The sequence below is a fragment of the Ekhidna sp. genome (assembly GCF_965212185.1).
Lineage (GTDB): Bacteria > Bacteroidota > Bacteroidia > Cytophagales > Cyclobacteriaceae > Ekhidna.
The window spans coordinates 2,558,938-2,583,792 of sequence record NZ_OZ243102.1; the positions used below are offsets into that span (position 1 = coordinate 2,558,938).

20 protein-coding genes are annotated in these 24,855 nt (G+C 39.4%); 6 read left to right on the forward strand and 14 right to left on the reverse strand.

Annotated features, from left to right (window positions below; translation table 11 throughout):
* Positions 1-939 carry a malate dehydrogenase gene (gene mdh, locus ACOMC3_RS10895; RefSeq protein WP_420315917.1) on the reverse strand — a complete coding sequence of 313 codons (939 nt, stop codon included), beginning with the start codon at positions 937-939 and terminating at the stop codon, positions 1-3.
* Between the two features lie 257 nt (positions 940-1,196).
* On the opposite strand from mdh, the gene ACOMC3_RS10900 reads away from it, so the two are divergent.
* Positions 1,197-1,544 (forward strand): PadR family transcriptional regulator, encoded by a 348-nt coding sequence (locus ACOMC3_RS10900; protein WP_420315918.1) that lies wholly within the window; start codon positions 1,197-1,199, stop codon positions 1,542-1,544.
* Positions 1,532-2,131, forward strand: a complete 600-nt coding sequence (locus tag ACOMC3_RS10905; protein WP_420315919.1) for a hypothetical protein — start codon at positions 1,532-1,534, stop codon at positions 2,129-2,131. The genes ACOMC3_RS10900 and ACOMC3_RS10905 overlap by 13 nt, the downstream gene beginning before the upstream one ends.
* A 438-nt stretch (positions 2,132-2,569) precedes the next feature.
* On the opposite strand, the gene ACOMC3_RS10910 is transcribed toward ACOMC3_RS10905, so the two are convergent.
* Complete coding sequence (locus tag ACOMC3_RS10910) at positions 2,570-7,870, reverse strand: right-handed parallel beta-helix repeat-containing protein (RefSeq protein ID WP_420315920.1); 5,301 nt, start codon at positions 7,868-7,870, stop codon at positions 2,570-2,572.
* A gap of 376 nt (positions 7,871-8,246) precedes the next feature.
* Between ACOMC3_RS10910 and ACOMC3_RS10915 the strand changes: the two genes are divergently transcribed.
* Positions 8,247-9,602: an SPFH domain-containing protein gene (locus ACOMC3_RS10915; RefSeq protein ID WP_420315921.1), complete on the forward strand. Its 1,356-nt coding sequence runs from the start codon at positions 8,247-8,249 to the stop codon at positions 9,600-9,602.
* Positions 9,603-9,641: 39 nt separating this feature from the next.
* Here ACOMC3_RS10915 and ACOMC3_RS10920 read toward each other — a convergent pair whose 3' ends face one another.
* Entirely contained in the window at positions 9,642-11,123 is a 1,482-nt protein-coding gene (locus tag ACOMC3_RS10920; RefSeq protein ID WP_420315922.1) for a dihydrolipoyl dehydrogenase family protein, read from the reverse strand.
* A gap of 476 nt (positions 11,124-11,599) precedes the next feature.
* Between ACOMC3_RS10920 and ACOMC3_RS10925 the strand changes: the two genes are divergently transcribed.
* Positions 11,600-12,145 carry a hypothetical protein gene (locus tag ACOMC3_RS10925; protein ID WP_420315923.1) on the forward strand — a complete coding sequence of 182 codons (546 nt, stop codon included), beginning with the start codon at positions 11,600-11,602 and terminating at the stop codon, positions 12,143-12,145.
* Here ACOMC3_RS10925 and ACOMC3_RS10930 read toward each other — a convergent pair.
* Genes ACOMC3_RS10930 through ACOMC3_RS10970 form a run of 9 tightly spaced genes read right to left on the reverse strand, consistent with a single transcriptional unit; the run spans position 12,135 to position 20,182 of the window.
* On the reverse strand, positions 12,135-12,863 hold the full coding sequence (locus tag ACOMC3_RS10930) for a phenylalanine 4-monooxygenase (protein ID WP_420315924.1): 729 nt from the start codon (positions 12,861-12,863) through the stop codon (positions 12,135-12,137). The genes ACOMC3_RS10925 and ACOMC3_RS10930 overlap by 11 nt on opposite strands.
* 2 nt (positions 12,864-12,865) lie before the next feature.
* Positions 12,866-13,873 (reverse strand): 3-deoxy-7-phosphoheptulonate synthase, encoded by a 1,008-nt coding sequence (gene aroF / locus ACOMC3_RS10935; RefSeq protein ID WP_420315925.1) that lies wholly within the window; start codon positions 13,871-13,873, stop codon positions 12,866-12,868.
* The gene (gene trpA, locus ACOMC3_RS10940; RefSeq protein ID WP_420319312.1) at positions 13,870-14,637 is read right to left on the reverse strand and encodes a tryptophan synthase subunit alpha; all 768 of its coding nucleotides are present in this window, start codon (positions 14,635-14,637) and stop codon (positions 13,870-13,872) included. The genes aroF and trpA overlap by 4 nt, the downstream gene beginning before the upstream one ends.
* 18 nt (positions 14,638-14,655) lie before the next feature.
* Positions 14,656-15,840, reverse strand: a complete 1,185-nt coding sequence (gene trpB / locus ACOMC3_RS10945; protein ID WP_420315926.1) for a tryptophan synthase subunit beta — start codon at positions 15,838-15,840, stop codon at positions 14,656-14,658.
* Positions 15,837-16,457: a phosphoribosylanthranilate isomerase gene (locus tag ACOMC3_RS10950; protein ID WP_420315927.1), complete on the reverse strand. Its 621-nt coding sequence runs from the start codon at positions 16,455-16,457 to the stop codon at positions 15,837-15,839. The genes trpB and ACOMC3_RS10950 overlap by 4 nt, the downstream gene beginning before the upstream one ends.
* Complete coding sequence (gene trpC, locus ACOMC3_RS10955; RefSeq protein WP_420315928.1) at positions 16,454-17,239, reverse strand: indole-3-glycerol phosphate synthase TrpC; 786 nt, start codon at positions 17,237-17,239, stop codon at positions 16,454-16,456. Before trpC ends, ACOMC3_RS10950 begins: the two co-directional genes overlap by 4 nt.
* Entirely contained in the window at positions 17,239-18,231 is a 993-nt protein-coding gene (gene trpD, locus ACOMC3_RS10960) for an anthranilate phosphoribosyltransferase (protein ID WP_420315929.1), read from the reverse strand. Before trpD ends, trpC begins: the two co-directional genes overlap by 1 nt.
* Entirely contained in the window at positions 18,228-18,797 is a 570-nt protein-coding gene (locus ACOMC3_RS10965) for an anthranilate synthase component II (protein ID WP_420315930.1), read from the reverse strand. The genes trpD and ACOMC3_RS10965 overlap by 4 nt, the downstream gene beginning before the upstream one ends.
* On the reverse strand, positions 18,794-20,182 hold the full coding sequence (locus ACOMC3_RS10970) for an anthranilate synthase component I family protein (RefSeq protein ID WP_420315931.1): 1,389 nt from the start codon (positions 20,180-20,182) through the stop codon (positions 18,794-18,796). Before ACOMC3_RS10970 ends, ACOMC3_RS10965 begins: the two co-directional genes overlap by 4 nt.
* Positions 20,183-20,429: 247 nt before the next feature.
* On the opposite strand from ACOMC3_RS10970, the gene ACOMC3_RS10975 reads away from it, so the two are divergent.
* Positions 20,430-20,846 carry a TerB family tellurite resistance protein gene (locus ACOMC3_RS10975; protein ID WP_420315932.1) on the forward strand — a complete coding sequence of 139 codons (417 nt, stop codon included), beginning with the start codon at positions 20,430-20,432 and terminating at the stop codon, positions 20,844-20,846.
* The gene (locus tag ACOMC3_RS10980) at positions 20,833-23,109 is read left to right on the forward strand and encodes a DUF5916 domain-containing protein (protein WP_420315933.1); all 2,277 of its coding nucleotides are present in this window, start codon (positions 20,833-20,835) and stop codon (positions 23,107-23,109) included. Before ACOMC3_RS10975 ends, ACOMC3_RS10980 begins: the two co-directional genes overlap by 14 nt.
* On the opposite strand, the gene ACOMC3_RS10985 is transcribed toward ACOMC3_RS10980, so the two are convergent.
* Together ACOMC3_RS10985 and ACOMC3_RS10990 are read right to left on the reverse strand one after the other, a co-directional pair.
* Positions 23,106-24,176 carry an alkane 1-monooxygenase gene (locus tag ACOMC3_RS10985; RefSeq protein WP_420315934.1) on the reverse strand — a complete coding sequence of 357 codons (1,071 nt, stop codon included), beginning with the start codon at positions 24,174-24,176 and terminating at the stop codon, positions 23,106-23,108. The genes ACOMC3_RS10980 and ACOMC3_RS10985 overlap by 4 nt on opposite strands.
* Positions 24,169-24,852, reverse strand: a complete 684-nt coding sequence (locus ACOMC3_RS10990; RefSeq protein WP_420315935.1) for a hypothetical protein — start codon at positions 24,850-24,852, stop codon at positions 24,169-24,171. Before ACOMC3_RS10990 ends, ACOMC3_RS10985 begins: the two co-directional genes overlap by 8 nt.
* Positions 24,853-24,855 lie beyond the last annotated feature (3 nt).

A 24,855-nucleotide genomic window follows, 5' to 3' on the forward strand; every position in this document is an offset into this window, starting at 1 on the left:
TTATATAATATTCATTTCAGAAAGCACACTGTTAGTCTTGCTAACTGCTGCCGCACTTTCTTCTAGCTTAGATTTTTCAGCGCCATCAAGCTCAATTTCAACAATCTTTTCAATACCATTTTTACCAATAATTGCAGGTACTCCAATAGAAAGATCATTCAATCCGTACTCACCTTCAAGCAGGCATGAGCATGGAAACATTTTCTTAGTGTCACACGCAATTGCCTGTACCATTGCTGAAACAGCAGCACCAGGTGCATACCAGGCAGAAGTTCCCAAAAGCTTGGTCAGTGTCGCTCCGCCAACTTTGGTTTCTTCTAATACATAGTTCAGTTTATCATCACTCAAAAACTTAGAAACAGGCACACTGTTTCTAGTAGCCAGACGTGTTAGAGGAATCATACCAGTATCGCTGTGACCACCGATTACCATTCCATCTACATCAGAAGCTGGGCAATCCAATGCTTCAGACAATCTGTACTTAAATCTTGCTGAATCCAATGCACCTCCCATACCGATGATTCGGTGTTTAGGAAGACCCAAAGCCTTATGAGCAAGGTAGGTCATGGTATCCATCGGGTTAGAAACCACAATAATGATCACGTTTGGAGAATGCTTGATTAAATTTTCAGCAACTGACTTTACAATGCCAGCATTTGTAGAGATCAATTCTTCTCGTGTCATTCCAGGTTTACGAGGGATCCCGGAAGTGATAACCGCCACATCACTGTTTGCTGTCTTGGTATAATCGTTAGTAGTTCCAGTAATTTTTGTATCGAAACCATTCAGAGATGCCGTTTGCATCAAGTCCATAGCTTTACCTTCAGCAAAGCCTTCTTTGATATCGATCAATACTACTTCTGATGCAAAATCTTTAATTGCAATGTACTCGGCACAGCTTGCACCTACTGCTCCAGCGCCTACTACGGTTACCTTCATGATGTATTTATATTTTAAAGTTTCAGTGAAAAAATTCAACCGCAAAATTAGTGATTTAGAGGGATAAATACGGGTTTATAACGATTGATTATCAGGTTCAAACTTAGTTGCTCAGTACCAATTAAAGCGAAAAAATCTGCAGACTCATTCATCAATAGGAACTCCCAATTAGTTTATTATCTGTCAACTTTTGAGATAAATTTTTGATTTTCTGAGATAATATACCTAAAATTGTTATATACATAAATATCTTAGGTATGTTTTCTAATGAATTAATTCGAGGAACACTTAAAACGATCATCATGCAATTATTGAGTGAAACCGATAAGATGTATGGATACGAATTAAGTAAAGTCGTGAAAGAAAGAACCAAGGATAAAATCGTTCTAACAGAAGGTGCTTTATATCCAATTCTACACAAATTAGAAAAGGATCGACTTGTTACCGTAACCTTTGAAATGGTTGGTAACCGAACCAGAAAGTATTACGCTCTTACAGAAAGCGGTAAGAACAGTTCAAAGGTCAAGCGAAATGAACTCTTTGACTTTATGGAAACGCTAAGTGCATTTATGAACCCAAAAACTTCTGTACAATGCACGCATTAGAGGAAGACCAGTTAAAGAGAATTGAGGATAAAATCAGAGAAGCTGAATTATCTAACCCATCCCTATCTGTCGATTTGTTAGATCACATCTGTTGCATGATAGAAGAAAAACTGGATGATGATACCACATTTGATGAGGCAGAGAAAGAAGTGCTCGAATCAATCAACACACAGCAACTAAAAGAGATTGCACTCGAAACAGAATTTTTAACTCAAAATAAAATTGTCATGAAAAAACGCACGTTAATTACAGGGGTAATTTCACTTCTGATCTTTTTAGTGGCCATCGTTCTTGAATATACTGGTTTAAAAGGAGGGCCGTTACTGATATTTGTTGGTGCCTTTGTTGGTATTTTCGGATTTGGTACAATGATTATAATTGATCGATTCTCGTACACCAAATCGAAAGAGTCAAGATTAAAAACAATCTTGGGATTCATTGGAACAGGATTTTTCTTAGCAGGAATTGCTTTTCATTTTACTGCCTGGCCTTTCGGATCTGCACTTATAATTACAGGAGGGATTATATTTTTCGGGTATTTCGTTTTTGACAGTATTTACTTTTCGAAAAATAATGTTACTATCTAATCATCAAATCTCAATCCCTTACGAACCCGTCTCAGAAAGACGGGTTTTTTAATGAAAATAAAAAGCTGTGAACCACATCAATACTTAGATATCAACTCTTACTCATTTCATCTAATTTCCTCTGAATAGCATGTAGTTGTATTTGAAGCTTTCGGTTTTCTTCTAAAACAAAATCCTTAATATGCTGCTCCTCCTCTTGCAGGTTTTCAAGAGACACTTCATTCATTGTATTGACTACAATAGCTATGAAAATATTAAGTGTAGTGTATGTAGCTATCGGAATGAATGTGATGAAATAAATACCTGTAAATGGTCACCCTCCATGATCGCTCTCGCAATAGCTAAAGAACAGCTGTCCAATGTCATGATTTGAAAATGAAATGATTTACGGATCGATTCCATCTCTTTTTGTTTTACAAACAAATGAACCAAGAAAAATCATTCCTTAATCAGCTTTCCTTCAAATGAATAGCCACTTTTTAACACAAGCCGAACTGCGTAATGTCCAGGTGATATATCTGATACATCGATTGCATCAATGTATTCATTGCTAGTAAATTTTAGTTTTCCTGAGAGGTCAAAAATAAGAATTCTATCAACTAAGAGTGGATCAATACCCTTGATTTGTAAATAATTTTTAGTGGGCGTAGGGAATAATAAAAGTTGGTCTTCCTTAAAATCCGAAGTAGCCAGAATCGTATTTGAATATTCAAATGACCCATCAAAATCCATCATTTTTAATCTATAATAATATGCTTGTTCATTTGCCGCTTGATCAATAAAAGAGTAGTTCATTCTTTCATTTGAGTTTCCATTCGCTTGAATTTTTCCAATAGGTTTGAAGTCATTTTCACGAATCCCCATTCGCTCTACCTGAAAGTAATTCGCATTGATCTCTGTTAGTGTGGACCATGTGAGGTTGACCAAATTTTCATCCTTAGTGCCATCGAACTGAATCAACTCAACCGGTAATGGGTTGGAATTAAAATTCGTGGAATAGATAGAAAACTCACTGAAAGATGAAGTTTGTCCTGTGATTGTAAAAGGATTGCTACCTGCCGCTCCTACTCTGGTCATCTCTGACCAATTAGTACCATCAAAACGAGTCATCCCCAATGTAGCAGGGTCAGTTGCGTTATCCGATCCGGTAATTTGTAAAGTGACATTGGTACTTCCTGGAGTACCACTGATTACATCAATCTCCCAATATCTCGTATTTAAAATACTTTCGATGTTGCCTGTTAGTTGAGAACTTGCTGTCCCAACTAAATCCACAATATCTCCAATTGATCCACCTCCTACAGGTGTAGCATCTTCAATGTGTGCAACTGAAAAAGTCGTTGCATTGGTTGGTGTTAGTATGGCTGGACGATATGAACCGGCATCTCCGGATGGAAAGGTATAAGTGCCAGCTGCACCAATGGCTACTTCCATTTTCCCCTCTACATGGCTCGTATTACTAAATGTACCTGCGACTGCACCGTTTAAAGTAATTGTCGGATCATCTGATTTATTTCCATCATCCAAATCAACATCCAGAATACCATTGGTTAGTGTTAATGTATTGTTCACTTCCAGGTCAGCTAGAATGGAAAGATTTCCACCATTTAAAGTGATATCATCAATGGTAGTGCTTGCTGCTGGAGAAATACTTACATTTTTATTTACAGTGAATGTCTCATTGTAATCACTTTGTAGAATGGTGATTGTTCCCCCTGCATCAACGAGATCTTGAGCTTCCTGCAATCTCGTTCCAGAAGTTTGTGGGCTAGTCGGTCCTACAATCAATCCAGAAAGGTCCGGTTGAAATCCTGCAGTACCGGGACTAGTATCGGTAGCTGTTGAAATCCATGGTGAAAAATCACATCCGGTTACCAAGCCAGAGATAGTCGTTTCATCTGTGCTGCCAAAATAATTATTTGACAAGTCTATGCCACTAGTTCCTGAAATTAAGCCGTTTCCATTTTGATCAAAATTGCATTCAGTAATTGAGAGAGAACTTCCAGCCTCAAGTGTTAGCCCGTCAAATTGAGAACTTATCTGAGATGCTGGATTGATAAAAAATGAATGGGTAACCGTGACTTCAGCATCTGCTCTCACAGACATATGAAAACCAAAATTTCCACCAGATCCAACCGGATCGTATCCATTGTTACTAAACGTAGATCGGTCAATAGCTACCTGAGTATTTTGTCCTCTTATTTGAATCCCTCGATTCTCATTGTTAGAAAATGTGCATTCGGAAATGGTAATATCCTGAAGGTAGGCCACATAATCGGTGCTTGAAAAATCACCGCATATAATGCCAGCAACATCACTTTCGCTATTCTCGGTATCACTAAATGTAGAATTGGAGACTGTCGCTGTTAGCAAATGGCTATCTGTACTTGATCCATCACTATAAAAGTAAATTCCAGCTTCGGGAAAGTTTGTTATGCCACCACCGGGCTCTGCCATGGAAGTGGCTGAAAAACCACTGATATTAACGGTGGATGAGGAACGACTGGCTACTCCATCGAAACTAAAGATAGAAGCTCCACGAATGGATGAAGTAACGGTATCATTTGCAATAGTTAGGATATTGCTACTTAGACATCCAAATACAAAAATACCTAAGGCGCTTCCTGCATGTTCATTATCACTCACATTCACATCCACGTCACCAGTCATTCCATAGAGAATCAGTGAGGTGGTTAGATTACCTAATCCAGTAGTAAAATCAGCAGCGTTTATTTCATTACTGGTTACATCGATAGTACCTGTAGTTGCCGTTACAAGAGCAATTCCAACAGAATCTGCATTAATCACATTGTTTTGGATGGTTAAATCTGTATTATTCAATGCGTAAACTCCTGCATCTACATTTGCAACTCCAATTTGTAATCCATCCAGTGTAACATTATCTGCATCAATTTCAATGGCATTATCCTGACTACCAGGTTCAATTACGGATTCAGCTACTCGTGTTCCATTTCCATCAATCCCCTGATTCGCTCCATTCATCGTAAGTGATTTATCGATGGTAATACTCTCTGAATATGTCCCTGCATTAACTGTAAGTGTACCTCCTGCATCCAGCAAATTGATTCCTTCTTCGATCCTTCCAGCACTGCCTGTCTGAGTACCTGACAAACCAACAATCAAACCACCAAAGTCTCCCTGAAAACCTGAAGTACCACCATCTGTATCAACGCTTGAGGACAGCCATGGTGTAAAATCATTCGATGCTCCTACCTGTGCCAAAATCGTAGCTTCATCTGTCGTCCCAAAGTAATTTCCAGAGAGATCTATTCCGGAAGTTTCAGCGATGAACCCATTGCCATTGTTGTCCAAACTACAATCACTGACTGTTAATGTCCCACTTGTTGAAATATGAAGACCTGCAGTATAATAATTTCCAAGAATGTCTTCCGGACCTGAAAGAGCCGCAGGATTTGTAATGAATGAATTAGACAGAGTTGTTGAGGATCCTTCCCTTGCAATCACACTAAACCCTGGATTGCCACCCGAGGCTGTGGGATCGAAACCATTTCCTGTCAGTGTGCATTGGGTAATGATTGTTGTTGCATCTGCTCCTCTGGTATAGATTCCACGATTTCTATTATCATGAATATTACAATTGGTTATGGTTGCATCGATGCTTATACCATCCGTAGCTGAAGGAAAATCTCCAATGATTATTCCTGAATAATTAGAAGCAGTATTTCCTGTACCGGAAATATCTAAATTATTCATTGTTACAGTGAGATCATCACTAATGGTAGCGCTACCTGTTACAAATGCATAGACTCCTGTTTCTGTGCCACCAACATCAGCATCAGTGGTGAATCCTGACATGGTGATATTTTGGATCGTTACAGTGGAAGGACTAAAGCCTCCAAGCCCATCTGCATTTGATGGTAAAATACCTGTTGTGCATCCTGTTATATTACCACCTCCAATTACAGCTTCTGTTGAAGATGTAAGACCATAGGCTACAATTCCAGTTGCTGCATTTAATACATCATTATCCGTAACATCAGCGTCTGCAGTTCCAGAAACATTGTTCAAATAGATTCCAACGCTTCCATTAGTCGCATTAAGGGCATCCTCAACAGCAAGCATTGAAACAACATTATCCGAAACATCCAATACGCCAGATGCAGATCCACCTGCTGAAATCCCCAGACTGTTTGAGTAGACGATATTGTTCGTAATACTAATGTCCGACCCGGATACTACGATCCCATTGGTAATATCAGATGTAGATGCATTTGTGCCTAATTGAAATCCATCAACTGTTACATTGTCCGCCGTTGCAGTAATTCCAACTCCAGAGACGTCTATGATTGATTCTGTGCCCCTAGTTCCATTTCCAGCAATACCCTGGTTAGCCCCATTCAACGTGAGAGCTTTGGTGAATGTAATTGACTCTGCATACGATCCTGCAATCACAGTGACAGTGCCACTCGTGAGAGCCAGGTCAACTCCTGATTGAATTGACTGTTTAGGATCCCCTATGGTGCCTAGTCCTGTATCATCAGTTGCCGCGGCATCAACATATACAGTGGCTAATCCATTCTCGCTTCCGATTGTGGATTGTGATTGCTGAAAGTCATTGATATCATTATCAGTATCAACTCCATTCGCTATTCTAGCAACAGATTCATCTGAAATACCAGTTGCATCACCTCCACTTGCACTTCCATCTGGTGCCCCATCACCGTTTCCATCAGATTCCGGATCATCTCCAATTTCAACATCATCTACAAGTGTACCGTCTGGATGAAATAGTTGGATAAAGACATCATTATTCATTGCCTCTGAACCTGTTGGGTTTCCTAAAACCAGGTAGTCTCCTGCCTGTGTATTTACAAAACTTCCAGATCCTACATAGTTTACAGTCTGAAATGCACCACTGCTCGTAAGATCACCACTAAAAACGGCTCCATCATCTACGCTAATCGTCCATCTGGTTAAATTAAGGCCTGCGGTACCAATGTAAAGTTCAATCCATTCATCAGTTCCATCATTTGCACCTCCTCCACCTGGTGTTGAAGTAAATCCCCCACCTTCCCAATCTTGTTGGGGATCAGTTACAATTTCATTAATCAAGACCGTACCACTTGGGGAATTGGATGTACCAAGTGTAGCTCTGGTTAAAACAAAGTCATCAGAATCAATATTAGTATCTACTCCATTTGGAATCCGACAGACTGACTCATCATCAATCCCAGTGGCATTGCCTGTAAACATGGTTCCTGAGCTGCCATCGATAACAATTTCATCAATGACATTCCTAGTCGGCATGTTATCGTCTTCCAATGTAATTGTAAGTCCATCATTATTGATTAACCCAGTACCATCAGGATTACCAAGAATAATATAATCTCCAGCTACTGTATTTGAGATGGAGCCACTTCCGATGTAATTCACTACATCGAAAGCTCCAGTGTTGGTTAGGTCTCCTGAAAACGGTGTACCATCATCAACTGTTATCTGCCATCCAGTAAGATCTAAGCTGCTTGTAGTAATGTAAAGTTCAATCCATTCATCATCCGTCCCTGGCGTACCTCCAGGAGCTGTATTTAAAAATGACCCAGAACTCCAATCCTGCTGAGGATCAGTAATGACTTCATTGATCACTACTTGTCCATGAATACTTGAGGAAACAAAAATAAGTATGATATAAAGTAGCTGGCTTCCATAGGTGAGAATAGAAGACAACACACTTTGGTGAGAGTGTGTGTGAAAATCCATAACTGAGGTGGTTTATGGATATTAAAGTACTGAAAATGAATCAGAAAAACTACTTAATACATCGACAGATCACGTATTAGTTTCTATCACCAAAATCATACTCTAAGAATGTTTTATGTATTTGTTTATGCAAATATTATAATTCAAACTAATCCTTAAAATAGGATGATTATTATATAATGCGTAAGAAGCATCAATAGTATAAATTGTTTTACCAGAATTATATGATATTTTATTCTTTTATTATAATATAATAAGAATATACTTTAATTAAATGAAACATAAACAAAATATTATCCGTATAATATATTGTGTATTTGTCAATGCAACTATACATTTTATTAAAACTATGTTTCACTTTAAATTTTGAAAACCTATGATCTTACTTGGTATTCTTATTATTCTATTTGGTTTATTTATGCTGTATTTCCGTCCACAACTTAGTGAGCAGGATATTATAGAGGACGGAGTGCTTATCCGAAGAAAAGCTCCTCCCTTTTTCTTGATGTTCACGAAGAAAATCTCACTATTTATTGCGGTTGTAGGGTTCATGGTGGCAATGCTTCCCTATCTATTCTTTTGGGCAGAGCCTGGTTATCAATATTTCCTCGTTTATCCTACAGGCCATAGTGATGTGGTTATGAATCAAGGAATTAAATTCAGGGGTTTCGCTAAGGTTGTTCCATGGCAGAAGTACATTGACGTGAAGGTGGTGGAAGCCGGTGATGAAATAAAGGACATAGAAGGATTGATGGATCCTATCCCTATTCGTTTCATTGATCAGGTAACGGCTGAAGTAAAGATTTCAGGCCGATTCCAATTACCTACTATCGAAGAAGACTTCATCGCACTGGCTATTAAGTATCGTACAATGGATAATCTTGTTCAAAATACATTGATTCCAACAATCCGGGAACAAACGAATAACACCGGATACATGTATGCTGCTCAAGACTACATCTCGGGTGAGGCGCAAAGCTTTAGACAAACGCTGGATGAACAATTGAAAGACGGTGCATATGCTGTCATCAAAATCGAGCATAAAGACACTGTTTATGCTGAAATCCAGAAGACAGAATCCTCCAGAGCAATCAAAGAGATTCGTACCCGATATACGGTTGAGCAAGTACTTGAAAATGGGTTGCCTAAACGCATCCCTCATGAACTTACTGAGAATAACATCATTGTTTCTCAGGTTATTGTAGACGATGTGATCTTAGAGCCGATATTTAAGCAACGATTGGAAGCGCAGCGTGACGAATCGGCAAAGCGTCAAATTGAACAGCAAAAAGTGGAGACTGCAAAAGCTGCTCAAGCACGGATCATTGCAGAAGGTGAGCGAGATAAATCGGCTGAACGTGTGAATCAGGAGAAAGAACAAGTGAAGCAGCTCATTGCAATTGAGACTAAGTTGAAACAAGAGCGAACCAATAAAGAATTGGCAGCCATCGCGCTGGAGACTGAGAGACTTCTAGCGCAGCAGAAAAAGGTTTCGGCTGATGCGAAAGCGTACGAAAATGCAAAGTTGGTAACTGCCGGACTGACACCTCAAGAACGAGCTGAGTGGCAATATAAAACTTCGGTAGGTGTAGCTGCAGAGCTATCGAAGCTGACCTTCCCTGCTACCATGATTATCGGTGGCGAAGATGGTGGAAGCACACCACTAGAATCCTTGATTGGTGCTGCAATGGCCAAGCAATTGACGAGTGATAATGCCAATTTTGGCAACTAGATGGAAGAGGCGAAAGCCTCTTTTTCCTTTATTCAATTTTTATCCAACAAGATCCTGATATCCTGTTCCATTCCAAACCTGACACCTGATAGAGCCTCTTAAAACCCGCGGTTTAAACAAAGGTTTACCCATCAATATTCTACCACATTCCTGTATGCCTTCTATGATGGATGGATGAGGGTGTATCAATTCTGCTAGCTCTTTAATGCTCTTATCCTGTGAAATCAATAAGGCTACCGCTTGAATTGCACTTGAAGCATGCTCACCAACAACCCTCATCCCCAGGATATTCATTTCATCATCATTTGTCACAAGAACTTTGATGAACCCTTCAGTATTTCTCATAGCTGTCGCACGAGGAATCGTCTCATAGTTAAGGCTTACTATTTTGTATTCTAATCCGGCAGCTTTTGCCTGAATTTCATTCATTCCTACTCCGGCAATTTCCGGATCCAAGAACATGATTGTAGAGATGTTTTTATAAATCAACGGCTGTTCAGGCTTTCCAAATATTCTTTCTACGGCATACCTCCCCTCCAACTCTCCTACGTTGACTAATGAAATATCTGCAGTGATATCTCCAACAGCATAGATATTTGACACTGTTGTCTGAGTTAAATCATCAATGATGCCACGATTATCAAATTCTACTCCTATTGATTCATCCACCAATTGATCGTATTGAGGTACACGGCCAATTGAAATAAGCCCCTTCTCTACCCTAAAGCTTTCTTTATTTCCATCAGTATATTCAAGGATATAAACGACTTCTCCCTCATCCACCTTCATTTCTATCAGTTTGGAATTGCGATGAATAAGGACGCCTTTTTGTTCCAGATTTTTTTCAATGACCTTTACCACCTCTTCATCTTCAAAAGGCAGAATACGATCTCCTTTGTCTATTAAATGGACCTTTGTATGTCCGAAGTTTGAAAAAATCGTCGCAAACTCACAACCAATTACTCCTGCGCCAACTATGACTATGGATTTAGGGAACTTGGTGAGGTTACTCAATCCATCCGATGTAAATACAATTTCTTCATCTATTGGAAGGTGAGGCAATTTTCTAGGTACACTTCCAGTAGCTAGAATGATATAATCTGCCTCTATGTCTTGATTTTTACCGTTTCCGGTAATGGCTATTGTGTTTTTACCGGTCACTTTTGCAACACCGTGGATGTATTCAAAAAGGTCATCTCCAAGACTCAGATTAATATTTTCCATATGGTGTGTTAGCAGATTAACTCGCTGTTCAACTGCTTGAGAGACTTCACTTTTAACTTTTTCAAAGCTAAACTCAGTGCTATTTAAATTCAGGGTGTTGCCATGCAGATTGATCATTCTTGCTTCACGTGAGATTTCCCACCACGTTTTACTCCAAAGAGCTCCCTGATGGATACCGGCTCCACCTAATAAGTCTTTTTCTACAAGTGCTACACGTTTTCCGAAATCGATGGCTCGCATGGCTGCAGCGTACCCTGCAGGTCCACCACCTATGACACAGACGTCAAATTTATTCATTTGGCTAGGCGATTGTTTTCCCTAAAGATAAGGATTTGGTTGATTTTATACGTCAGCAGAAATGCTGATGCTTGTACTAAAACAAAAAGGGTGAAGAATCGTGACCGATTTTCACCCTTTTAATACTGCAACTGCCGTAGCAACTGCAATATTTCAAACTACTGTTTGGATCCCCTTCCGATGCGTCTTCGAAAAGTTGCCTTTTCGCTCGTTTTCTTCTACAGCCTTTCAAACTTCGTTGATTCAAGCCAAACTTAAAATCAACTTCCCTTTGTCAGACCGGAAACTTACGTTTCAGTTTCCTATCCCTCGTTTGATGATACTAATGTAGGGTATAATTTTACATCTCCAAAAAATGTAACTACTTAGTTTTCAACAAGTTTTACCCTGCTTTTCCACCAAGTTATCCACATTTTTTCTTGTCTTTTTTTCTGATTTTCAGTAAATTGATACATCCTCACCAATACATCGTAGCTATGAGGTGTTTTACAATATTTTTACTCACTGTTCTCACCATTACAGGAAGCTATTCTCAACAACAATTAGATATTACTTTAGGTGCAGGATATACTGCTATCGACCTAGATAAAGTCGTCGAAAAAGATGAAGTTTCCGGTACTCGTCTCGAAGACTGGGATCAGGCGAATTTTGGAATTAGTGCACAATATTTTTTCACATCATTCGGTGAAGTCCAATTTGGACTTGAAGCCATGTACCAGCACCTTTATTGGTACAGAGTTATTGTGCCATTTGGATCCACACCCATAGACAGGGAATACACAATCACTGCAGGGCGGATTTCAGGCATTTTTAGGTTTGGTTCTGAAAATGCATCATTTGACCTAGGTCCTACACTAAACTTTAATAATGGGACTCAATTGGGACTCATGCTATCAGGAAATAAATATTTCCCAATAGCAGATAATATTGACATCCCACTAAAACTTCGTATTGATGTAATCGATGGAATAGTAGTATATGCTCCTATTTCATTAAACACTGGCATTCGCGTTAGACTTTGACTTTTGTCAATTTCTCAGCTAGCAGTCGCTTTATTTCAGGGATACTATCGAAGAGTTGCTCATATGACTCTGTTATGAAATACTCTGTCTGGAAAACATCTTTTCGATATGCTGTATCTAACATATGCTCAATGCTAAATTCATGCTTTGGGGGTTCCTCGCTTAAAGAGAATTTGGTTTCTCCTGCCGATGAAAGGATACCAGCACCATAGATTCTAAGCCCTGTTTCTTCTTGAATCAAGCCAAACTCCACTGTAAACCAATAAACTCTGGATAATAATTGAATAGCATAGTCGTTCCCGACATATTCCAATCCAATCTTGCTCAGCTCCTCAAGAAAGTTTACAAAATGCTGATTGGTTAATAGTGGAACGTGAGCAAATACATCGTGGAACATATCCGGTTCTTCCAGATAATCCAATTCTTTCATCTTCCTCAACCAGGTGGTTGCAGGGAATCGGCAATTAGCCATCAGTTCAAAAAAAGTATAATCAGGGACAATCCCCGGAACCACTGCCAACTGCCAACCAGTAGTTTTCTCAAGTATTTCATTGGTTTCCTTAAAATCAGGAATAACTCCCGTTTCAAAATTGGCAATCTTAAGACCCTCTCGATATGCCTCACACGCATGAGTGGGAAATTGCTTCATTTGACGATCAAATAAGATCTTCCAGACTTCAGAGTCTTCGGTTGTGTAGTTTTCATAAATCTGTCTCATACCTAATTAGCAGTCATATCGTTTAGTGTTCTTAATTTTTCTATCAACCTGGAAGCTTCATTAAAGTCCAACGTTTGTTGACCATCAGAGAAGGCTTCTTCTGGTTTGCAATGCGTCTCAAAAATGACACCATCAGCACCTGCTACCGTGGCGGCCATCGCTATGGGCTCTACATGATCCCTGATGCCAATCCCATGAGAAGGGTCAGCAATGACTGGAAGATGAGATTTCTCCTTAAGAATAGGAATGGCATTGATATCAAACGTATTCCTCGATGCTTTTTCATAAGTTCGAATGCCACGCTCACATAATAGCAATCGCTCATTGCCACCAGAAAAAATGTACTCAGCGCTTTGCAGCAATTCATCGATAGTACCAGAAATGCCTCGCTTGAGTAGTACCGGCTTATCTACTTTACCTAGTTCATCCAATAAGTTGAAATTCTGCGTATTTCGTGCCCCTACCTGGAATATATCTACATAGTCATGCATTGCTTCTATTTGCGAAACCTGCATCACCTCAGATATTATTTTAATACCATTTTCATGGGCGAGTTTATGCCACAGCTTTAAGCCCTGAATACCTAGCCCTCTAAATGAATAAGGTGAGCTTCGAGGTTTATAAACACCTCCACGCATTATTTTAATGTTATTAGCCTTTAGGAAATCAATGGTCTCAATGATGTTTCCCTCTCCCTCAATACTGCATGGTCCAGCCATTAGTGAAAAGTGACCTCCTCCTATTTTCACATCGTCACCTAAATCGATGACGGTTGGATTTACTTTCCATTTTGTAGAAACTAACTTATAGTCATCTGAAACAACATGAATGTCTTTGATGCCTTTAATATGCCCGATCTTTCGAATATCAAAGGGTTTTTTGCCTGTTCCAATAAGATAACTTCCGTATTGAGTTTTGACATGCGTTGTTTTATACTTCAACGATTGAAGTTCTTTCTCAACAGAGTTTAAAACCTCTCCATTGACTCCATTTTCTAATTGTATGATCATCCTTTGATTGCTTTTACAAATTTCTTAATTCCTTCTTCAGAAGCATCTTCATTCAACTGCTTAATGAAGGCACTTCCAATGATTGCTCCGTTGGCATATTTACATGCCGTTTTAAATGTCTCATGATCTGATATGCCAAAACCAATCAACTGTGGATTATTTAATCCCATTGACATGACTCGTTGGTAGTATTCCAGCTGTCCTTCTTGCACTCCTTTCTTAGCTCCCGTAATACTGGAAGATGACACGACGTATATAAACCCTCCGGATTGTTGATCAATGAGCCGAATCCTCTCCTCTGATGTGTTGGGGCTAATAAGAAAGATGTTGTGAATTCCCTTCTCTCTGAAATGCTCCTGATAGAACTCCAAATATTCTTTCATAGGCAAGTCCGGGATAATCAATCCGTCCACGCCTACCTCTGCGCATTTATTGCAGAATCGTTCGATCCCATACTGGATAATTGGATTTACGTATCCCATCAAAAGCACCGGGATAGAAACTTGTTCACGTAATGATTTGAGTTGTTCAAAAAGCTGCTGAATTGTCATTCCATTCTCCAGGGCTTTTTGTGAGCTGTCTTGTATGGTAGGACCGTCAGCAACAGGATCAGAAAAAGGCATTCCAATTTCCAACATATTGGCACCTGCTTCTTGTAAAGCCTGTGCAATACGTACTGTATCCTCAAGATTAGGATAACCTGCAGTGAAGTATACATTTAGAATGTCTTTCTTATCCTTAAAGACCTGATCGATTCGATTCATATTTACTAATTCGCTCATTTAGTATTTTCCCCATTTGATATATGTCTCCAAATCCTTGTCGCCACGACCTGATAAATTCACCACAACAACTTCATCTTTCTCAAACTGTCTGTTTCCAAAAACTGCGAGTGCATGTGCGCTTTCGATGGCTGGAATAATTCCTTCCAGTTTACTCAATTCCACTCCTGCAATCATTGCCTCTTCGTCCGTTATCCCAAAAAACTCAGCTCTACCTGCATCAAATAAATGAGCATGAATAGGGCCAATGCCCGGATAATCAAGTCCTGCTGAAATACTATAGGGCTCAACCACCTGACCATCATCTGTTTGCATCAAAATAGTTTTGCTTCCATGAAGTACCCCTGGCTTGCCTAAAGTGGTTGTAGCTGCTGATTTACCAGACATCACTCCATGTCCGGCTGCCTCAGCTGCTATTAGATTCACAGATTCATCCTCCAGAAAATGGTAGAAAGCCCCTGCAGCATTGCTCCCACCTCCCACACAAGCAATCACATGATCTGGCTTATTACGACCCTCGAGCTCTTGCAACTGCTGCTTTATTTCTTCGCTAATGACCGATTGAAATCGAGCCACCATATCAGGGTACGGATGAGGTCCTACCACTGATCCAATAATGTAGTGTGTATCTGTTGGATTATTGATCCAATGCCGCATTGCTTCATTTGTAGCATCTTTCAATGTTTTACTTCCAGACATTGCTGGACGTACCTCAGCTCCCAATATCTTCATGCGTTCTACATTGGGCTTTTGTCTGGCCATATCTATTTCACCCATATAAACCACACACTCCATTCCCATTAAAGCACAGACCGTTGCTGTGGCCACTCCATGTTGTCCTGCTCCGGTTTCAGCTATGATTTTTGATTTACCCAGCCGTTTAGCAAGTAAGATCTGTCCAATGGTATTATTAACCTTGTGGGCTCCAGTGTGGCATAGGTCTTCTCGCTTTAGGTAGATTTTAGTATTGTATTTTTCTGAAAGTCTTGTAGCTAAATACAATGGAGTTGGTCTTCCCACATATGATTGTAGTAAATGATCAAATTCACTTCTAAAATCATCTGATTCGATGATCTTCAAATAATTATTTCTTAGCTCTTCCACATTTGGATATAGCATCTCAGGAATGTACGCTCCTCCAAATTTTCCGTAATAGCCCTTATCATCGACACTGTACTTGCTCATAATGCTGCCTTTAGCTCTTGCAATTTTTTTAAATCCTTCATGGCCGGTTCAATCTCAAAGCGACTGTTTACATCAATGCCAACCAGCTGATCAATCTCCATCGCCTTTATCTTTTCTATGTCATCCAATTGCACACCACCACTCAAAAGAAAAGGAATGTCAAGGTTGTAGTTCTTTAAAATATTCCAGTCGAAATGTCGTCCTGATCCCCCATAGTTGCTGGAGGCTGTATCAAAAAGGAAATAGTCGGCTATTCCCTGATATTGCTTCGCAACAATTGGAATCGTATCCATCACCCTGAATACCTTAATCACTTTGAGGCCCTTTTCCTTTAGACTTTTGACGAAATCCAGATTTTCATCACCATGAAGCTGGATGTAGCTTAATCCAAACGTATCAGCAACCTCTACTATTCGTTCCAAAGTTTCATTAACAAAGACTCCTACTTTGTGAATACTAAGTGGTATGCGCATGATTAAATCTTCGTCCATTTCATCCACATATCGAGGTGACTTTGGATAGAAAATAAATCCAATAAAGTTCGGTTTAATATCAATAAGCCCTTGAATGTTATCAGGGTCTCTCATGCCGCAGACTTTTAGCTTAAGCTCACTCATATCAATTGCTTTATAAATTCTTTAGCGGCCTTTTCTGGTCTACCAGTTTTCATGAACGCTTCACCTATCAAGAATCCTTCAAAACCATATTTTCTAAGCTTCACAACAGTTTCCGGTTGCGAAAGCCCACTTTCTGTGACTTTGATAAAGTCTGAAGGAATTTTATCAACCAGATCAATTGAGGTTTGAATATTGGTTTCGAATGTTTTAAGGTTTCTATTGTTCACTCCGATCAAATCGACTTTGTCGGTTATACTCCTATTTAATTCTTCTTCATCGTGAACTTCCAGAAGTACTTCCATGCCTAAACTTTGTGCGAGTGAGCCAAGTTTCTCAATTTCCTTTTTGTCTAAAACTGCTGCTATCAACAGAATCACATCAGCACCTAAGGATTTTGCTTCGATCACCTGATACTCATCAATCATAAAGTCCTTACGAAGGATAGGGCAAAAATTAAATGAACGAGCAACTTTTAGGTCTTCATAAGTACCTCCAAAATATTTATTATCCGTCAATACAGATAAACCAGAAGCACCAGCCTGCATATATCCAATGGAAGTACGCTCTACGGAAACATGTTTATTGATAAAACCCCTGGATGGTGATTTACGCTTAATCTCCGCTATAATTCCAGATTTATCCGGACGCTGAAGATATTTTTTTAGTGAGACCGGCTGGCCTTCAAAGTAGGTGCTCTGTTCCAGAAGTTTGACCGGATAGAGCTCTTTACTAGACGCTACCTCTTTTCTCTTATTTGCTACTATTTCAGTAAGAATATCCATTAACTATTGATTCGTAAAAAGTTCTTAAATGATTCCAGTGCCTTTCCACTTTTCAGTGATTCTTTGGCCTCTTCTATACCTTGTGTATAAGGTGTTTGTTTTACCGTGGCTATTGCCACTCCAGCATTCGCCAACACTGCATTATTTTGAGCTTCCGTACCGTTTCCACCCAGAATCTGGCTGAAAATATTTGCGGCCTCTTCAATTGTTTCTCCTCCATACAATTCTTCTTGCTGGAGTAATTCGAACCCTAAATCATGTGGCGAAACGAGCTCTTCGGTACGATTTGAGATCAGTTTGAATTCACTTGTTAGCGAAATTTCATCATAACCGTCCAGTGCGTGTACTATGGAAAAATTTTTATCTGTATTCTGATACAAGTAACCATATAGTCGAGCCAATTCAAGACTGAAAACACCCACCAGTTGATTAGGTGGAAATGCTGGATTAACCATTGGTCCCAGCATATTGAAGAAGGTCTTAACTCCTAGTTCCTTACGAATTGGAGCCACATTCTTCATAGCCGGATGAAAGAGTGGAGCATGCATGAAGCAAATCCCTGATGCATCCATTGACTTTTTCATTTGATCAGCATCTCCTGAAAACTTTACTCCTAAAAATTCCAACACATTGGATGATCCACTTACTGAAGAAACGCCGTAATTTCCGTGTTTGGCGACATTCACTCCTGCACCAGCTACAATGAAAGATGAAATGGTTGAGATATTGAAAGTATTCTTCCCGTCACCACCTGTTCCACAAACATCTATTGAATCATATCCAACTAAATCCACCTGATTACACAATTCAAGCATTGCGTCCCTGAAACCTTCCAGCTCTTGTACCCGAATGGCTCTCATCAAGTAAATGGTTAAAAAAGCTGCAACCTGACTGTTATTGTATTGACCAGTTGCCAAACCTGTCAGAACCACTTTAGCCTCTTCTCTGGAGAGTGTTTGATTATTTATGAGTCTGTTAAGTATATCTTTCATAGATCTATCCAGTTTTTCATAAGCTGCTTACCGTGTTCTGTCATAATCGATTCAGGATGAAACTGTACCCCTCGAACATTGAAATCTTTATGCTTGATTGACATGATATTTCCATTTTCTGCGACACTTGTCACCTCCAGTGATTCTGGTAAGCTAGTTTTTTCGATAACCCATGAGTGATACCTGCACACATTAAATGAGGGTGGTAGCCCATTAAAAATATCATCCTCAACTATCACTTCTATAGGTGTAACCATTCCATGATATACTTGAGGGAGGTTCAATAAATCCGCTCCGAAAGATTCACCAATTGCCTGATGACCCAGACATACTCCCAAAATGTTCTTGGTTGAGGCATACCTTTCAATTACTTGCGGCATCAATCCAGCATCTTTTGGAACCCCAGGCCCGGGTGAAAGAAGGATATGATCAAATGCAGCTACATCATCTAATTCGAATTGATCATTTCGTACGGTTCGCATTGATTCATCAACGCCTAACTCCCGTAGGATATGTACCAGGTTGTAGGTGAATGAGTCGTAGTTATCAATAACCAGCACCTTCATAACTTTTCTGCCTCCTTAATTGCATGCTCCAATGCACTTACTTTATTAAAAACTTCCTGTAATTCATTTTCCGGTTTCGATTGAGCTACAATACCAGCCCCTGCTTGAAACTTCAATAGGTTGTTTTTACTCATAAAGCTCCTGATCATGATGGCGTGGTTGAAGTTTCCATCAAAATCCATAAACCCAACGGCACCCCCATAAAATCCTCTAGGTGTTTTTTCATTTTCTTCTATGATTTCCATTGCTCTGATCTTGGGCGCGCCAGATAATGTTCCTGCAGGGAAGGTTTCTGCGATTATCTCCATGAAGGACGAATCCTTTTTGATTTCTCCTGTAACCTTAGAAACAAGGTGAATCACGTGCGAATAGTACTGCACTTCTTTGTACGTTTCCACTACCACGTTATCACAACTGCGACTTAGATCATTCCTTGCAAGGTCAACAAGCATCACATGTTCTGAATCTTCTTTTGGATCTTCTATAAGCTTCTCAGCTAATTCAGTGTCCGCCTTATCATTTCCGGTTCGTTTAAATGTTCCAGCTATTGGGTGAATCTCTGCTTTTCCATTTTTCAATACAATCTGAGCTTCCGGAGAAGAGCCAAAGAGTCGAAAACTACCATAATCAAAGTAGAACAAGTATGGAGAAGGATTAACTGATCGCAAAGCCCTATATACCTGAAATTCATCTCCTTGAAATGGGATTTGAAAATTTCGAGAAAGGACCACCTGAAAAACATCTCCAATGTGACAGTGGTGAATTCCCTTCTTCACCATCTCCAAATATTCTTCATCATTCTTATTTGACTTTTTCTGCCCAGTAGTTCTAAATGGATATCCAGGAATGTTTCGTTGCTGAGCAAGTGAAACTACTTCTTCAAATAATTCCTCATTTGGTTCATCAACATAAGCTTCAATGATGTGACACTTGTTTTTAAAGTGGTCAAGAGCTATAATAAATTGAAAAAGATGATACTGCGCTAATGGAATATTGTCATCCCTTTTTTCAATGGTGAGGTCACCAAACTCTGCCTTTGCGTCGTAATTGAAGTATCCAAATAGACCGCTACGAATGAAATCATTTGATTTGACTGATTTAAATGAGGTAGTAAATGCTTCAATCTCCTGTTTAAGGTCACTTATCGAATATTTTTCTTCCGTCTTTCCGGGTAGTTTTCGTTCAATTGTATCTCCGTTTGCTCTCATGAAAGCAAGGGGAGAACAACATATGTAAGAGAAGCTATTTTCAGCCCCGTGATAATCCGAACTCTCTAGGAGAAATGAGTTAGCAAACCGGTCCCGAAGTTTTAAGTAAATACTTACAGGAGTAATGGTATCGGCTAAAATCGTCCGTTCTCGCGTTTTTATGTCTATTTTACTCATGGTCATAAACAAAAAAAACCCTGACGAAACTGTCAGGGTTTATATATTTTTAAACACAGCAGTGACTCGTCAACAATCAAGATTGTCTACATGCCACCACCAATATTTGTTTGAACTCATCATTTGAATTGCTAAGCTAATTGTATTTAGTTTTAAAAAACAAGTGCTCGTCTAAAATTGTTGAATAATTTTACTTCCGCTTGTATAAGTTTTAGAGCTATTGAGGTTTTTAAACTAAATTTCCGCCATGTTATCTAATGAAGAACAAATTAGCATATTAGCACACCTTTCAAAAGCAGACAATGTGGTGGCTGAGGAAGAATATCGTCTGATCATGTTTATCGCCGATGGATTGGGTATTTCTGAGGAAAAAACTGCAGAAATAGTCAATAATCCACGACCTATTCCTAAGCTTAAGGACTTACCGCCTGATGAAAAATTCAACTACCTATTCAATATCATTCGAATGATGAAAGCCGATGGAAAGGTGCATTCCAATGAAATTAAGTTTTGCGAAAAACTGGCTTTAAATTTGGGATATAAGCCAGGTGTTATTGCGGACTTATCTGCCTACATCTACAAAGATCCAAGTATCAATTCAAACAAAAACTTCTTGAGATCGATTGCAGATCAGCATCTAATCCCATTGAATGAACAGGACTAAAAGTACCTTCATATTAATCTTTTTATTGGCGTGTGTTAGAGGGGTAAGTCAAAATTTACCTGATCAGGTAGAATATAATATTCAAGCTACTGATGAATTAATTCGTCTGGATGGGAGACTTGATGAAAGAATCTGGCAGATATTACCAAAAGCTGGAGGGTTTTATCAAACCTTTCCATCTGATGACAAACCTGCCTTAGATAGTACCCAATTTATGATCACATACACGGATAAAGCGATCATAATCGGTGTAATTTGTTATGATTATCTGGATGGAGATTACATTTCAACAACTCGCAGAAGGGACTTTGGATGGAGTAATAATGACAATGTAGCCATCTATATTGATCCGTATAATGATAAAACAAATGGGTTTTCCTTTCAGGTCACGCCTAACAATGTTCAAAGAGAAGGCCTGGTTCTTTTAGGCGGAGATGTTAGAGATGATTGGGATAACAAATGGTTTAGTGCGGTGTATCAAGAAAAAGACTTTTGGTCTGTCGAGATTTCCATTCCATTCAAAACGATACGCTACAACAATGTCGACCAGTGGAACATTCAGGTACTAAGAAATAATTTAAAGCAGAACGAACGAACAGCCTGGATTCAGGTGCCGCAAGGTTATCGAATGAGTAATATGACATTTTCAGGAAGACTCATTTGGGATTCCCCTCCAAAACCTGCTGGTCCTAATGTCACTGTGATCCCCTATGTGGCTTCAAGTGCTGGTAGAGAACATGAAGAAGGTACACCAACTGAATATAAATTGGATGCCGGATTTGATGCCAAGGTGGCTCTTTCAAGTTCATTGAATCTTGACCTAACCTTCAACCCTGATTTTTCTCAAGTAGAAGTTGATCAACAGGTTACTAATCTTCAGCGATTTGAATTGTTTTTCCCGGAAAGACGACAATTTTTTCTTGAAAATCAAGATCTATTTGCTGATGGTGGCTTCTTTAGAAGCAGGCCATTTTTCTCACGAAGGATAGGGATCCAGGGATCAGGAGATACCAGACGAAATGTACCTATTGTAGCAGGAGCCAGACTTAGTGGTAAAGTAGGAAGTAAATGGCGAGTTGGTGCCTTAAATATGGTGACTAATAGAGATGAAACCTCACAAGAAATCTCGCCCGCTCAGAACTATTCTGTTGCTGTTTTAGAAAGACAGATATTTAGCAGATCCAGACTGAGTGCAATCTTTGTAGGAAGGAATAATTTAGGTAACTCAGCAGTAGAATATGATTCTACCAGATTGGCTCAAACCGGTCAACTCACAGATGAATTTGGTAATGAGCTCAATGCAGAAGATACATTAATCACCCTAAGTAAATACAATTATGTGTATGGATTAGATTATAATTTGGCCAATGTTGATAATAGCTGGGAAGGCGATTTCTTTTACCACCGATCACTTGATCCTGGCGTGAATTCAGATGAAAAATATGCCACAGGAGCATTTATAAGATATCAAAAACCTACGTTTGGAGCACGAGCAAATTTCCAGCGCATTGGTGAAAATCACAATGCAGAAGTAGGTTTTGTTCCAAGACCTGGGGTTACCAATTATGGAATGGGTGCTGAATTCAATGTGTTCCCTGAAGATGGAAGTATCATTCAGCGTCATGGTCCATCTATCGGTTTTGGTGGGGTACTCACCAACGAATGGGACAGACTTGATAATGATGCTGGGATGGAATACAGGGTGTCCTTCCTGAATACTTCCTACTTTGAAGTTGGATCTGGGTGGAACTTTGTATCACTTACCTCTCCGTTTGACCCTTCTGGTACGGACGGGCCTGAGTTGGAAGAAAACACCACACATGAATGGTATCGATACAGAATTTTTTACCGTTCTGATAGAAGAAAGAATTTTATTGTAAGATCATCTATCAGCAATGGGGGGTTTTTTAATGGTAAGCGATTCAACGCTGAATTGGGACTTGTATTCAGACTCCCTCCTACATTACAAATCGAATTAAACGGAGAATACAATAAGGTGAATCTTCCTGATCCATTTAACGATGCTGATCTTTATCTCATTGGACCAAGAATTGACCTGACATTAAGTAATAATTTATTCTTTACAACATTCATCCAGTACAATTCTCAGCGCGAGAATCTTGGACATAACTCACGTTTCCAATGGAGGTTCAAGCCTGTTTCAGATATCTTTCTTGTTTACACCGACAACTATGTTACCGATGGCTTTCAAACCCGGAACAGAGCCATTGTTTTCAAAATCAACTATTGGTTGAATCTCTAAGCTGCCTGAGCTAAGTCTTCTTTCTTGATTTGTTTGATCCTTGGATTCATAATAGAAAACCATAATGGAGGAATAGTGGCAAGTATCATCATTCCAGGATAGCCAGTAGGCATTTGGGGGCTCTCATCGATATGTCTTAAAACCTGATACTTACGACTTGCTATATAATGATGGTCTGAATGTCTGGATAATTCAAAAAGAATGATCCTACCCAATTTATGATCAGAATTCCATGAATGATGAGGCATCACCCGCTCGTATATATCACCTTTCCTATCGCGTTCCAGACCATAATGCTCGATATAGTTTACAGTCTCTAATAGGAGAAATCCTATCACGGCTGCCAGCATGAAATATCCCATCACTACCCAGCCAAAGAACCAGCCAATAGCCAATGTGAATACAATCTGAATCACCTGAAATTGAATCATTTCATTTTTAAGTGACAATGGAGAAAGTCCTTTCTTCTTCAAGCGTTTGGCTTCCAATTTCCAGGATGATAAATACGCATATACTACTGAGCGAACCCAGAATGCATACAACATTTCACCATATCGAGCAGAGGAAGGGTCTTCTTTGGTACTTACATTTTTGTGATGCCCTCTATTGTGCTCGATAAAAAAGTGCATATACAATGAAGTGAGTAACAATGCTTTGGCCAATAGCTGCTCATATTTCTTGCTTCTGTGACCAAGTTCATGTGCCACATTGATTCCAATCACTCCACACAATAATCCCATCCCAGAAATTCTTCCAATCTTATCTACAAGTGTCAGTCCAGTCTCTTGCATAGAAAACAAAAACACTCCGAGCAAGAAAAACTGAATGGGCACCATGATGTAAAGTTGCCAGTCATAAACAGGATCATTTTTGATTGATTTTTCCTGATCTTCTGAGAGATTTGATGGATCTGGTTTAAAAGCCAATTCAAGCAATGGAACAAAAACAAATGACTCCATCAAAGGAAGGTAAGTTAGCCAACCATGGTAATTGAAACTGATCCATGCCAATATGGGTAAGATCAGCACATTCATGTACCTAATGGAAGTAATTCTTTTTCTATTCATTGTCTTTTTTTCCTAACGAAACCAGGTAACCTACAGTGAAGCCTACCACCCAATGATTAGATAGGTCTGGAGTTTCAGTTGTAAGATCACCAGGACCAATAAAATTACTGAAACTGTAACTAAAAAATCCTTCTAGCTGAAAAGTACCAATATCTAAATCGCGAAAAATTCCTCCTGCAATTCGAGCACCGTATCCAAATTCACGATCCCGTGCCTCATGGTAGGTGTAAAAATCCGCTCCTCCAATATTGCTAAGCTGAGGTGTTGGATCCAGTTCTGTATTCAGCAAGAATTCAAGGTGGAAGCCCGCGGAAATGAAATACTTATTATTTCCACCAAAATACCCCATTCCTTCAATAGGAATTTCCAGGTAATTCATCCTTGATGTATAGGAAGGTTCACCTGTCAAAAATGTCTGCCTCCAACCTTTCTGAATATAGTTTATCCCTAGCTGAATACCTGAATTCAAGTAAGAGTTGCCTGGTTTTGGAACATGCCTAATCACTAATCCACTACTCACTCCAGGGAGAAATGTGGTATTCACATTCAGATTAAAAATCGTATGCTCAATAAATGCTGATGAAGCATGACCGCCCGCCTTTACCCCTACATATGTCTTTTGTGCAAACCCTGCATGAAACATCAATGCAAAGCAGACTAGCCAACAAAACCTCATTAA

Excerpts from the sequence above, each read along its gene's own strand:
- ACOMC3_RS10965 (WP_420315930.1), bottom strand. The coding sequence starts at position 18,797 with ATGAAGGTGCTGGTTATTGATAACTACGACTCATTCACCTACAACCTG.
- ACOMC3_RS10975 (WP_420315932.1), top strand. The coding sequence starts at position 20,430 with ATGTTATCTAATGAAGAACAAATTAGCATATTAGCACACCTTTCAAAA.
- ACOMC3_RS10950 (WP_420315927.1), bottom strand. The coding sequence starts at position 16,457 with ATGAGTGAGCTTAAGCTAAAAGTCTGCGGCATGAGAGACCCTGATAAC.
- ACOMC3_RS10985 (WP_420315934.1), bottom strand. The coding sequence starts at position 24,176 with ATGAATAGAAAAAGAATTACTTCCATTAGGTACATGAATGTGCTGATC.
- ACOMC3_RS10930 (WP_420315924.1), bottom strand. The coding sequence starts at position 12,863 with ATGAGACAGATTTATGAAAACTACACAACCGAAGACTCTGAAGTCTGG.
- ACOMC3_RS10910 (WP_420315920.1), bottom strand. The coding sequence starts at position 7,870 with ATGGATTTTCACACACACTCTCACCAAAGTGTGTTGTCTTCTATTCTC.
- ACOMC3_RS10915 (WP_420315921.1), top strand. The coding sequence starts at position 8,247 with ATGATCTTACTTGGTATTCTTATTATTCTATTTGGTTTATTTATGCTG.
- trpA (WP_420319312.1), bottom strand. The coding sequence starts at position 14,637 with ATGAATCGAATCGATCAGGTCTTTAAGGATAAGAAAGACATTCTAAAT.
- ACOMC3_RS10905 (WP_420315919.1), top strand. The coding sequence starts at position 1,532 with ATGCACGCATTAGAGGAAGACCAGTTAAAGAGAATTGAGGATAAAATC.
- trpC (WP_420315928.1), bottom strand. The coding sequence starts at position 17,239 with ATGGATATTCTTACTGAAATAGTAGCAAATAAGAGAAAAGAGGTAGCG.
- ACOMC3_RS10980 (WP_420315933.1), top strand. The coding sequence starts at position 20,833 with ATGAACAGGACTAAAAGTACCTTCATATTAATCTTTTTATTGGCGTGT.
- mdh (WP_420315917.1), bottom strand. The coding sequence starts at position 939 with ATGAAGGTAACCGTAGTAGGCGCTGGAGCAGTAGGTGCAAGCTGTGCC.
- ACOMC3_RS10990 (WP_420315935.1), bottom strand. The coding sequence starts at position 24,852 with ATGAGGTTTTGTTGGCTAGTCTGCTTTGCATTGATGTTTCATGCAGGG.
- ACOMC3_RS10900 (WP_420315918.1), top strand. The coding sequence starts at position 1,197 with ATGTTTTCTAATGAATTAATTCGAGGAACACTTAAAACGATCATCATG.
- trpD (WP_420315929.1), bottom strand. The coding sequence starts at position 18,231 with ATGAAAGATATACTTAACAGACTCATAAATAATCAAACACTCTCCAGA.
- trpB (WP_420315926.1), bottom strand. The coding sequence starts at position 15,840 with ATGAGCAAGTACAGTGTCGATGATAAGGGCTATTACGGAAAATTTGGA.
- aroF (WP_420315925.1), bottom strand. The coding sequence starts at position 13,873 with ATGATCATACAATTAGAAAATGGAGTCAATGGAGAGGTTTTAAACTCT.
- ACOMC3_RS10925 (WP_420315923.1), top strand. The coding sequence starts at position 11,600 with ATGAGGTGTTTTACAATATTTTTACTCACTGTTCTCACCATTACAGGA.
- ACOMC3_RS10920 (WP_420315922.1), bottom strand. The coding sequence starts at position 11,123 with ATGAATAAATTTGACGTCTGTGTCATAGGTGGTGGACCTGCAGGGTAC.
- ACOMC3_RS10970 (WP_420315931.1), bottom strand. The coding sequence starts at position 20,182 with ATGAGTAAAATAGACATAAAAACGCGAGAACGGACGATTTTAGCCGAT.